At 68.5% G+C, this 10,782-nt stretch carries 9 protein-coding genes; 4 read left to right on the top strand and 5 right to left on the bottom strand.

What is annotated here, in order from left to right:
- Window positions 1-88: 88 nt before the first annotated feature.
- From NS4_RS01025 to NS4_RS32560, 4 genes are all read right to left on the bottom strand, one after another.
- Window positions 89-568, bottom strand: coding sequence for a hypothetical protein (locus NS4_RS01025; RefSeq protein ID WP_063057554.1), 480 nt, complete (start codon window positions 566-568; stop codon window positions 89-91).
- A complete protein-coding gene (locus NS4_RS01030; protein ID WP_063057589.1) occupies window positions 565-3,021 on the bottom strand; it encodes a molybdopterin oxidoreductase family protein in 2,457 nt (818 codons plus the stop codon). Before NS4_RS01030 ends, NS4_RS01025 begins: the two co-directional genes overlap by 4 nt.
- A 123-nt stretch (window positions 3,022-3,144) precedes the next feature.
- Window positions 3,145-3,513 (bottom strand): hypothetical protein, encoded by a 369-nt coding sequence (locus NS4_RS01035; protein ID WP_063057555.1) that lies wholly within the window; start codon window positions 3,511-3,513, stop codon window positions 3,145-3,147.
- Window positions 3,514-3,611: 98 nt separating this feature from the next.
- Complete coding sequence (locus tag NS4_RS32560) at window positions 3,612-3,767, bottom strand: DUF6131 family protein (protein WP_169811711.1); 156 nt, start codon at window positions 3,765-3,767, stop codon at window positions 3,612-3,614.
- Between the two features lie 653 nt (window positions 3,768-4,420).
- Between NS4_RS32560 and NS4_RS01045 the strand changes: the two genes are divergently transcribed.
- The gene (locus NS4_RS01045; RefSeq protein WP_063057557.1) at window positions 4,421-5,458 is read left to right on the top strand and encodes a cupin domain-containing protein; all 1,038 of its coding nucleotides are present in this window, start codon (window positions 4,421-4,423) and stop codon (window positions 5,456-5,458) included.
- Window positions 5,459-5,534: 76 nt separating this feature from the next.
- On the opposite strand, the gene NS4_RS01050 is transcribed toward NS4_RS01045, so the two are convergent.
- Window positions 5,535-6,737 (bottom strand): acyl-CoA dehydrogenase family protein, encoded by a 1,203-nt coding sequence (locus NS4_RS01050; RefSeq protein ID WP_063057558.1) that lies wholly within the window; start codon window positions 6,735-6,737, stop codon window positions 5,535-5,537.
- Window positions 6,738-6,891: 154 nt separating this feature from the next.
- On the opposite strand from NS4_RS01050, the gene NS4_RS01055 reads away from it, so the two are divergent.
- The 3 genes from NS4_RS01055 (at window position 6,892) to NS4_RS01070 (ending at window position 10,752) form a co-directional block, all read left to right on the top strand.
- Window positions 6,892-7,785 (top strand): TetR-type transcription factor C-terminal domain-containing protein, encoded by an 894-nt coding sequence (locus NS4_RS01055; protein ID WP_063057559.1) that lies wholly within the window; start codon window positions 6,892-6,894, stop codon window positions 7,783-7,785.
- Between the two features lie 394 nt (window positions 7,786-8,179).
- Window positions 8,180-9,787 carry an ABC transporter substrate-binding protein gene (locus NS4_RS01065; protein ID WP_063057561.1) on the top strand — a complete coding sequence of 536 codons (1,608 nt, stop codon included), beginning with the start codon at window positions 8,180-8,182 and terminating at the stop codon, window positions 9,785-9,787.
- Window positions 9,788-9,792: 5 nt separating this feature from the next.
- Window positions 9,793-10,752, top strand: coding sequence for an ABC transporter permease (locus NS4_RS01070; protein WP_063057591.1), 960 nt, complete (start codon window positions 9,793-9,795; stop codon window positions 10,750-10,752).
- Window positions 10,753-10,782: the final 30 nt, after the last annotated feature.

The following is a 10,782-nucleotide window of genomic DNA, read 5'->3' on the forward strand; positions in this document are numbered from 1 at the left end:
CTATCGCCGCCCGTAGGTGGAGCCGAATCACCCACCGAGTCGAAATTCTCCGATTTACAGCGTCGTCGGTTCGGACGCGGGTGCGGGGTCAGGAGGCAAGGATCTGGGGAGCGAGAATCTTCAGCATGCAGTTGGCCCAGCGCATCTGGCGCAGGGTCTCGGGGTGGCAGCGTTCGGCGAGTTCGAGGAGGTCGGTGTCTCTGGTCGTTTGTGCTCCTTGTGCGAGTAGTTCCCAGTCGAGTGAGACACCGGCGGCGACCCGGTGCAGGTGACGCAGGTCGATGAGCAGGAGCAGCGCTGGTTCGCTTCGGCGTCCCAGCAGGGTGCTCAGGCGTTCTTGGACGGGAGCGGTGCGGGGTTCGGTGCGGGGGTCGCTGTCGAGATCGAGTCCGTAGCGGTGGCCGGCCCGGGCGAGTCGATGGACGTGCTCTGTGGACCAACCGGCGATATCGCGTGCGACGTAGTACACCTCGTGGTCGGTTTTATGGCGGGCGGCCAGAGAGGTGAGGTCGCGTGCGAGTTTGCGTTCGGATCGGTACAGCTCCCGGATCGCGAGGTCGAGTTTCACGGCTGTTCTCCCACTGGCTCGGGGGTTTCGGTGGCGAAAGCCGTCCGGCCACCGACGGTTTCCGGCAGGGAGGTGCCGACGGGGCGTGACGCCGTGGTGGTGGGGGCCGGCGCAGGGCCGCGGGTATCGGCGGCGAGCACAGTGATCCGGGCGGCCGCGGTTTTGAAGATCGGTTGTTTGGAGGCCGGGTCCCAGTCGGTGACGGTGAGTTCGTTGGCGGCACGGTCGTGCTCGGTACTCGCTGCGGTGGTGGCATCCCAGTAGCCGTAGTGGAAGGGCACGAACAGCACCCCGGGCCGGATTCCGCAGATGCGGGCCTTGGCGCGCAGGACTCCACGCGGGGTACCGATCTCGAGCAGGCCTCCCTCGGTGACACCCGCGGCGTGGGCGTCGTCGGGTGAGATCTCCACCCACACCTGCGGCGCGGCCGTCTGGAGCTGGGGTGCCCGGGCGGTTTTGGTGCGGGTGTGGAAGTGGTAGAGGGTGCGGCCGGTGGTGAGGACGAACGGATAGTCGGGGCTCGGGGGCTCGTGCGGGGTGAGGTACCCGGCCGCTTTGATGATCGCTTTACCGGAGGGGTTCATCGCCCGGTATTCGGTGGGTTCGACCGGCGCCCCGGTGACCAGATCTTTTCCGTAGGCTTCGCAATAGTCCGGTGCGGCCCAGAATTCGCCTCCGGCGTACAGGCGTTCGGTCCCGTCGGGGTGTTCGGTATTGCACGGCCATTGGATTCCGCTGCCGCCGCGGAGCTTGTCGTAGCTGATACCGGTGTAGTCGCAGGGGCGTCCGGCGCTGCACTTCTTCCAGGCCTCGAACGCGGATTCCGGATCGTGCCATGAAGGCAGGGGCTCGCCGTCGCGGTCGCGAAAGTCCATGCGGCGTGCGTAGTCGAGGAATATGTCGAGGTCGGCTTTCGCTTCGCCCGGCGGCTCGATCGCCTTGTCGGACAGGTGCACGGTGCGGTCGGCGTTGGTGAAGGTTCCGGTCTTCTCACCCCAGGTCGCCGCCGGCAGTACGACGTCGGCGAGCGCTGTGGTCTCGGTGTGGAATATGTCCTGGACGACGACGAACAGGCGTTGCTGGGCCAGGATCGAGCGGATCCGGCCGAGCTCGGGCATGGATACCGCCGGGTTGGTGGCGCTGATCCACAACATCCGCACCGATCCCTGTTCGGCATACCGCAGCATCTGCATGGCATGGGTGGGTGGGGCATAGTGCGGGATCTGATCGATATCGATATTCCACAGCCGGGCCAGCTCGGCGATATGGGCGTCGTTGTTCCAGTTCCGGAATCCGGCGAGGTCGCCGTCGGCACCGCATTCGCGAGTGTTCTGCGCGGTCGGCTGGCCGTTCATCTGCAGCACCCCCCGCCCGGGCTCGCCCAGCATCCCGCGGATCAGATGCAGGTTGTTGACCTGCACGGCCGCCGCGGTGGCCTGATGTGACTGGTAGAAGCCCTGCAACACCGTCGACAGCAATGCTTCGGAAGTTCCCAGCAGCCGGGCGGCCCGGCGGATATCGTCGGCGGGTACTCCGCAGATCCCGGCAACTTTTTCGGGCGGGTATCCGGTGACACGGTCACGCAATTCGTCGAAGCCCACGGTGTGCCGGTCGATGTAGTCGTGATCGATCCAGTCGTTGCCGATGATCTCGTGCAGAATCCCGTTCATCAAAGCGACGTTGGTGCCCGGTAACGGCGCCAGATGCACGGTGGCATGCTCTGCGACCGCGGTCGAGCGGGGATCGACGCAGACGAGCGCCGGGGGATTGTCGCCGGCGAGGCGATCCAGTACCCGGGCCCACAGCATGGGCTGGGTTTCTGCCATGTTGTGACCGAACAGTGCGATCACATCGGCGTGGTCTATGTCGGCGTAGGACCCGGGCTGTCCATCGCAGGCGAATGATTCCTTCAGCGCCTGGGCCGCTGTCGCCGTGCACAGCCGGGTGTTGCCGTCGACGTGGTTGGTGCCGATGGCGCCGTGTGCGATGACTCCCAGGGTGTAGTACTCCTCGAGGAACAGTTGGCCGCTGGTGTAGAAACCGATGGCGCTCGGCCCCTGATCGGACAGCAGGTATTTGCTGTGTTCGACGACGCGTGTCATGGCTGTGTCCCAGTCGGTGGCGATCAGTTCGCCGTTCTCCCGAACCAGGGGACGGGTGAGACGTTCCGGGGAGGAATTGGCCTGCCAGCCGAACAGGTCCTTGGGCCCCAGACGACCACGGTTGACCCGGTCCACGGCCCGGCCGCGCACCCCGACCATGCGGCCGTCCTTGACCGCGATATCGAGTGCGTCGCCGTTGGAATGCAGGATGGATGCCGTCTGCACCCAGTGGTCGACGTCCTCGGCGGCGAGGCCCTCACCCAAGTGTGTATCCACCCGCGCCGGCCACTGCCGGCCCGCGCCGTAGGGGGTACGGCTACCCCATGGGTCGGCAATTCGATCCCTGGCCACCATGCCCGCCGCTTACCCGGCATCGTCGTCGGACAAACCGGCCGGGTACCGGAAGGGCGCCCGGGTAACGCGCTGAGCTGCCGGTCCGCGCGCCGCGCCGACGGAGTCCGGCACCGCGCGTTGCTAGGTGGTCTTCCGCTTCTTCTGGTCGGGATCGATCTCGTCGGCGCGCTGGAACTGCTGGTCCAGCTCATCGCGAGAGGCGGCGGCCTCACCCCGGTGTGCGGCTGCCTGTTGCTGGAGGCCGGTCGCCCGGGCTTTCTGGGCATCGGCTTCGGCCGCGGCCGCCCGGGCTTTGGCCGCGGTCTCGTCGGCGAGCGCTTCGCGCTGTCCGACCCGGTGTGCGCGTTCGGACGCCGCGTCGCGCATTCTCTCCGCCTCGATGCGGCGGTGTTCTCGGCGTTTGTTCGTGGCCGCCCAGATCAGTGCGGCGACGATCAGGATTACGACCACCGCGATCACAACGATCGCGACAATTGTGCTGGTTGCCATTTCTGTTCCTCACCTCGCGTGTGATTCGTCAATGGCATCGATGGACAGTGGACATCGGCCGACGACGGGCGGGCTCGCCCGGCACCTCTTCGACGGCGTCAGTAGTAGTGGCGTCGCCCGCCGACCGCGCGCCCCATCGACCCCAGTGCCAGGAGCACCAGCCCGATGATGAGAACGATGATTCCGATGATCCACAGGATCTGGATATTGAACAGGAATCCGATGATCAACAGGATGAGTCCGAGAATGATCACGACAGGACCTGAATTCGGTGTCGGGAATTATGGGACCAGAGGCCGCTGGGTAGCCCGGCCGTCGGTATCGAATGCGCCGGCGTGCGCATATCCGCACGGCGCTGCGGCCTCGAGAGGCCAGGAGCCGCGACGGGTATCCGCTGCGTGCTCGCGCGCGCCGGGGACGCGGCTGTGCGGGAGCGTGCTGCCGAGGGCTGGAGCCAACGGGCTGTCGGCCGGCCCGATGAGAGAAGGAAGCGGTCGATTTCGCGGCAGGCCGATGCGGTGAAGTCGGCGACATACGCGAGCGCCATGGCTTTGCCGGTCACGGCTTCCGCGCTGTTCATATCGCTCACCACACCCACCACCAGCTGCAACGAGCTCGACGTTCCAGATCTTCAGTAGACGCCTGGCCCTCGGCAAAGTCAACGTCGTAGGGCGCCGCCGTCGGCGGGCTCGGCCCCGACGCGGCATCGAGGTCGCAGGCTCGCCGCACGACGAACGCTATTTCCTCCTGGCACCGCCAGCTCTGCCGAGCGGGGGTTCGAGCGCATCGATGGCCGCCGCCACCCGGCGACTCGCCGGGCTGCGCGCGGTGCCGGCCTCCGATGGCGGCCGGCGGTCCGTCGAGAGCGCATGATCGATAGGGGGCCATCGGCGCTCGAGGAGGATCTATGCGCAGTCCATCGGTCCACGTCGCCTCGCTGTGGCAGGGTGAGGAGATCTATCGCAGCGAACTCGGCACGCTGACCCGGCTCACCGCCGACAACTTCCCGATCCTGGCGGGGCTCTCGATCAAACGGCTCGCGCTGGCTCCCGGAGCGTTCCGGGAACCGCACTGGCATGCCAATGCCACCGAGCTCACCTACTGCACGGCCGGCCGGGCGCTGGTCTCGGTCCTCGACGACGGCAGCCGTTTCTCCTCGTTCCTCGTCGCCGCGGGCGAGATGTTCCATATCGACTCCGGTGCCCTGCACCATGTCGAGAACATCGGCGACACCGACGCCGAGTTCATCCTGGCCTTCCGGCACGAACGGCCCGAGGACTTCGGCCTCAGCGCCGCCGTCGGTGCGATGACCGATGCCGTGCTGGGCAATACCTACGATCTGCCCGCGGCGGCCTTCGCCGATATCCGCCGCACCACGACCGCACGCCTGGTGGCGCGCCGCGACGGCGAGCCGGACATTCCCGCCGGCGCCCACTTCGGCGACCCGCACCATTTCGCCGTCGAGGCGATGCCGGCTCCGGTCGACTCCCCGGTCGGCTCCGCGCGCACCGCCCGCCGGCAGTTCTGGCCCGCCCTGCACGATATCTCGATGTACTCGCTGCGGGTGCGCGAGGACGGTATGCGCGAACCGCACTGGCATCCGGTTACCGCCGAAATGGGCTATGTCCACCAGGGTTCGGCGCGGATGACCATCATGGACCCCGACGGGCACCTGGACACCTACACGGTGAACGAGGGCGAGGTGTACTTCGTCCCGCGCGCCTACCCGCACCATATCGAGGTGGTCGACGCCCCTCGGGTGCACCTGCTGATCTTCTTCGATCAGCCGACCCCGGCCGATATCGGGTACCGCGCGTCCATGAGCGCCTATTCCCGCAAGGTCTTGGCGGGGACCTTCGGCATCGCTACGGACGAACTGCCGGAACTACCGTTCACCCCGACCGACCCCCTGATCGTGACACGGAACAATCCGCTCGACCCCTGAACCGGCCCGTCACCGGGCGGTTCCGCCGGGGACCGGGCGCGTGACCCGCCACAGGTGTACGCCGGCCGCTCCCGGTTCAGCGCGCGGCGGCGCGGCGGGCGGCGCCGACCGCGCGTTTCGCGATGGCCCAACGGTGCACCTCGGAGGGCCCGTCGTAGATCCGGAACGGCCGGACCTCACGTGAGAGCCGGGCGAGGGGCAGGTCATCGGAGACACCCAGCCCGCCGCAGAGCTGGATGCTGCGGTCGACGACCCGGAAGATGGCCTCGGCGGCGAAGGTTTTGGCGATGGAGGTCGCGTTACCGGCCTGCCGGCCGTTGTCCAGTTCCCAGCACGCCCGCACCAGCAGAGCCCGGGTGGCCGCGATATCGATCTCGTTGTCGGCCACCATCTTCTGTGCGAGACCGAGATTACCGACGACCGAACCGAAGCCCTCGCGTTCGGCGACGTATGCGACGGCGACATCGTGGGCCCGGCGGCAGGCGCCGAGCCAGCGCATCACATGGGTCATCCGGGCCGGTCCCAGCCGGACCTGTGCGTATTCGAAACCGCGGTCGACGGCACCGAGGACCGCGTCGTCGGGCACGAACAGGTCCTCGAAGAAGACCTCGCAGTGCCCGCCGATCATGGCACGGTCCAGGGTGCCGATATGGCGGCCGACACGCAGGCCGGGGGTGTCGGCGGGCGCGAGAAACATGGTGGCGCCGCCGCGCTGACCCGGTTCACCGGAGGTGCGGGCCATGATGATGAAGAAACCGGCACCGTCGGCGCCGGTGATGAAGTGTTTGTGGCCGTTGATCCGCCAGCCGCCGTCCACCTTCGCCGCCCGGGTGGCCAGAGCGGCGGGATCCGAGCCGGCGCCGGGGGCGGGTTCGGTCATCGCGAAGGCGGAACGCAGGTCACCGCGAGCCAGCGGTTCCAGGTAGCGGGCTTTCTGCTCGGGGTCGGCGATATGCGCGAGCATGTGCACATTGCCCTCGTCGGGCGCGGCGATATTCAGCGCCGTCGGGCCGAACAGCGAATACCCGGCTTCCTCGAAGACCGGCGCACGATCGGACATGGACAGCCCGTGCCCGCCGTATTCCACCGGGGCATGCGGAGCGAATACCCCGGCCGCCCGCGCCTGCTCCTGCAGGGCGACCCGCAGCTCGTCGCCGCCGGCCGCGGTGATATCGCCACCGTTGTCGTCTTCCACCGGCAGGACCGACTCCCGGACGAAGACACGGGTGCGCTCCACCAAGGCTTCTACGTCGGCGGAATAGGTGAGATCGATCGGCATCGCAATCCTCCTGGCGTTCCGGCGGATCGCTGAACAACCGAGCGATCGCTCCGAATGAACACTCTCATCGGCGCGGTCGGATGTCAAAAAATGCGTTCAGCTGCATGTACGACGCACCGCGGCGTTCGGGAGGTGTTCGGTTATCCTGAACATCATGCCGGACCCGATCGCCGACGCCCCGTTACCGCCGCACGAGGCGATCCGGGCGGCGCGCCGCCGGGGCGGACTGTCGCTACGCGAGGTCGCGCGGCGGATCGGCGTGAGCCCGGCGACATTGAGCGCGCTGGAGAACGGGCACACCGGTCTCTCCGTCGACCGTCTCACCGATCTGGCCGACGCCCTCGGCGTCCCCGCGCGGGATCTGCTCGGCGGCTCCGGTGCGGCGCGCCCGGCGGTGCCGGTTTCACGCGACGCGGCCGTGCCGGGGGAGTGGCGGCAGTTCGGTCCGCCCGGATTCGATCCGGTACTCACCGCCGCGATCGCCTTGTTCGTGGAGATCGGCTACCACGGCACCACGGTGCGGGCGCTGGCGCGGCGCGCGGGGACCAGCGTGCCCGGCCTCTACCACCACTACCGCGACAAACAGGAAGTGCTGGTGCGCATCCTCGACCTCACCATGGACGATTTGCACCGGCGGGTCCGCGGCGCGCGTGCCGAGGGCCGCGACGGCGTCGAACGGGTGCGGCTGATCGTGGAGGCGCTCGCGCTGTTCCACACCCACCGCCGGGACCTGGGTTTCATCGGCGCCAGCGAGATGCGGAGCCTGCGGCCCGCCGACCGTGCCCGGATCGCCCGCTCGCGCCGGGAACTCCAGCAGATCCTCGACGACGAGATCGCCGCGGCCGCCGCCGCGGGCGGCCTCACCACCCCGCATCCGCGGGCGGCGGGGCGGGCGATCGCCACCATGTGCACGGGAATCGCCCAGTGGTATCGGGAGGGCGGCGGCGCCACCGCGGAGGAGATCGCCGCCGAGTACGGGGAATTGGTCCTCGATATGCTCGGCGTCGCGGCGCGGCCCGGTGGGCCGGCGCCGCGGTCGCCGGCATAGTGACCGTGCGCTGTGCTTCCGGCTCCGGCCGGGCGAGGTCGACCCCGGCCTCGGAGAAGATTTCTCCGGACCCCCGCGCCTGAACGGGCCACCTGATCTGCGCCTCGGCGGTAATGGCGGCGCCGGATATCGGCAGCATCGGATTGGGATCGATGCCCTTGGCCTCGTCCCCGGTGAACTGCCATTCGACATCGCGTTCGACCGCGCCGGCGACTGGCCGGCCATTTTCTGAGGCGGCCGAGCCGGAAGGTTTGGATTCAGAGTGATCGAGACCGGCGACGCTACGCCGGTCGCTCCTTAACGTCTTTTCCAGCATCCGGGAGACCGCCGTGGGGCGGCACCGGCCCGACGATGCCGCGGCCGGCCCCCGGCGCGGTGCGATCCGGAGAACTCGATGAAACGATCCGTTGCCCTGTTCGGGGTATTCGCCGCAACCTTCGCCCTCGCGGCGTGCGGAGGCGGGGTGACCCAGACCGGTGTCAGCGGTCCGCCGCAGCCCGGCGGAACCCTGCGGTACGGACTCTCCCAGGCGCCGACCTGCTCCGATCCGGCGCAGAGCGGCACCAACCAGACGATCTACGTCACCCGCCAGATCGCCGACTCGCTGACCGATCAGGACCCGGAAACCGGTGTGCTCCGGCCCTGGCTGGCCGAGCGCTGGGAGGTGAGCCCGGACGCGCGAAACTTCACCTTCCATCTGCGCGACGGCGTGACCTTCAGCGACGGCACCCCGCTGACCGCGGAATCCGTCCGTGCCACGCTCGATTCGATCGTGCACGTACTGGGCGGCGCCAAAGCGCCACTGGCGTCCACCTATCTCGCCGGCTATACCGGCACCGACGTAGTGGATCCGCGGACCGCGCGGGTGCGTTTCGGCACCCCGAATGTGCAGTTCCTGCAAGCGACGTCGACCCCGCAACTGGGGATTCTCGCCGCTGCCACCACCGCGAAGGAAGCCGAACAGCGCTGCCTTGGCGATACCATCGGCAGCGGGCCGTTCACCTACGCCGAATACCGTCAGGGCGATTCGGTGACGCTCGCCAAACGCGCCGGATACCGCTGGGGTTCGGCGGTTTTCGCGCATCAGGGTGAGGCGTATCTGGACCGGATCGAATTCACGGTCGTCCCGGAATCCGGGGTGCGCACGGGCAGCCTGGCGTCCGGTCAGCTGGACGCGACCAGCGACGCTCTGCCCCAGGACGCGCCGCAGATCGAGGCCGCGGGCGGACAGGTGGCCACCGCCTCCAACCCCGGGATCACCTTCGGTCTGCAACCGAATGTGACGCGGGGCCCGCTGCGCGACCGCGCGGTACGCACCGCGCTGCTGTCCGCGGTCGACCGTCAGGAACTCGTCGATACGGTGCTGGGCCCGCAGTTCCGGCCCGCGACCAGCCCACTGGCCCACACGACGCCCGGCTACATCGATCTGAGCGGGGAGCTCGGCTTCGATATCGACGCGGCGAAGCGGGCGCTGGACGCGGCGGGCTGGGTCCCGGGTGGCGACGGTATCCGCGCCAAGAACGGTGAACGGTTGTCGTTCGGGGTGCTGTTCAGCGCGGCATTCGCCGGTAACCAGGCGATTCTGGAACTCCTCCAGCAGCAACTGCGGGGGGCGGGCGTGGAGTTGCGGCTGGAACCGGCCGCCAACGCCGACTACACCGTGCGGCAGAACACCAAGGATTTCGACACGATCTACTACAACGTGACCCGCGCCGACGGCGATATCCTGCGCACCAATTTCGGCCTCGATGCCCGCAACCTCAACGACCGCGGCGCGATCCCGCCGCTCGACGCCGCGCTGTCCGGCCAGCTGGCCACCGTCGACGGCGCGCAGCGGGGCCGGCTGATCGAACAGGCGCAGCGGCTGCTGCTCGACGAGGGATTGTGGATCCCGACCATCGAACTCTCCCAGGCCATCGGGGTCGCGAACACGGTGCAGGGCTTGACCTTCGAGGCGTCGGCGCGGCTGCAGTTCTACGACACCTGGCTGAGCGGCCGATGACCACGCTGACCCGGTATGTGCTGCTGCGTGTACTCCAGGCGGCCGGCGTACTGTGGGCGGCGTTCACCCTCTCCTTCGCGGTGCTGTACCTGCTCCCCGCCGATCCGGTGCAGCTCGCCGTGGACGCCAACCCCGGTACCCCGGTCGACGCCGCCGCGGTCGCCGAACTGCAGGCCCGGTACGGGCTGGACAAACCGGTGTGGGAGCAGTACGCCACCGCGGTGGTCCACGCGGTGCGCGGTGATCTGGGGCATTCGCTGAGTACCGGGCAGACCGTCGTCGAGGCCATCGGGGAAGCACTGCCCTCCACACTGGCGCTGGCCGGTACGACGCTGGTGCTCGCCGTGGTGTTCGGCGCCGCCCTCGCGCTGGCCGCCGCCTATACCGAACGCACGTGGTTGCGGGATCTGCTGACCGCGCTGCCGCCGGTCGGGGCGGCCATGCCCACCTTCTGGGTCGGACTGATCCTGCTGCATCTGTTCTCGTTCCAGCTGCGGCTGGTGCCCGCGTTCGGGGGTACCGGGTTCAGCGGCACGATCCTGCCGGCGACCACCCTGGCCGTACCGGTGGGCGCGGTGATCGCGCAGGTGCTCTACAGCAACCTGATCGCCACCTGGAACCAGCCGTTCGTGGCGGTCGCCTTCGCGAAGGGCGCGTCCCGCGCCTGGGTGCAGCGGCGGCATGTGCTGCGCGCGGCGGTCGGACCGGCACTCACCATCGCGGGAATCTGGGTGGGCACGGTGCTCGCCGGGTCGGTGATCGTGGAAACGGTGTTCGCGCGCGCCGGTGTCGGCCGGCTGACCCAGACCGCGGTACTGAACCAGGACATCCCGGTCGTGCAGGGCATCGTGGTGTTCGGCGCGGCGGTGTATGTGCTGGTGAACCTCCTGGTGGATCTGGTGTATCCGCTGGTGGACGCGCGGGTGGTGGACGGGTTCCGTGGGAAGGAGACGGTCCGTGTCTGAGGTTCGCGAACTCGTCGCACCGCCGCGCGA

Source organism: Nocardia sienata NBRC 100364, from assembly GCF_001613205.1.
Lineage (GTDB): Bacteria > Actinomycetota > Actinomycetes > Mycobacteriales > Mycobacteriaceae > Nocardia > Nocardia sienata.

Bases quoted from the DNA above. Each gene is read 5' to 3' on its own strand.
- NS4_RS01035 (WP_063057555.1), bottom strand. From the start codon at position 3,513: ATGGCAACCAGCACAATTGTCGCGATCGTTGTGATCGCGGTGGTCGTA.
- NS4_RS01045 (WP_063057557.1), top strand. From the start codon at position 4,421: ATGCGCAGTCCATCGGTCCACGTCGCCTCGCTGTGGCAGGGTGAGGAG.
- NS4_RS01050 (WP_063057558.1), bottom strand. From the start codon at position 6,737: ATGCCGATCGATCTCACCTATTCCGCCGACGTAGAAGCCTTGGTGGAG.
- NS4_RS01055 (WP_063057559.1), top strand. From the start codon at position 6,892: ATGCCGGACCCGATCGCCGACGCCCCGTTACCGCCGCACGAGGCGATC.
- NS4_RS01065 (WP_063057561.1), top strand. From the start codon at position 8,180: ATGAAACGATCCGTTGCCCTGTTCGGGGTATTCGCCGCAACCTTCGCC.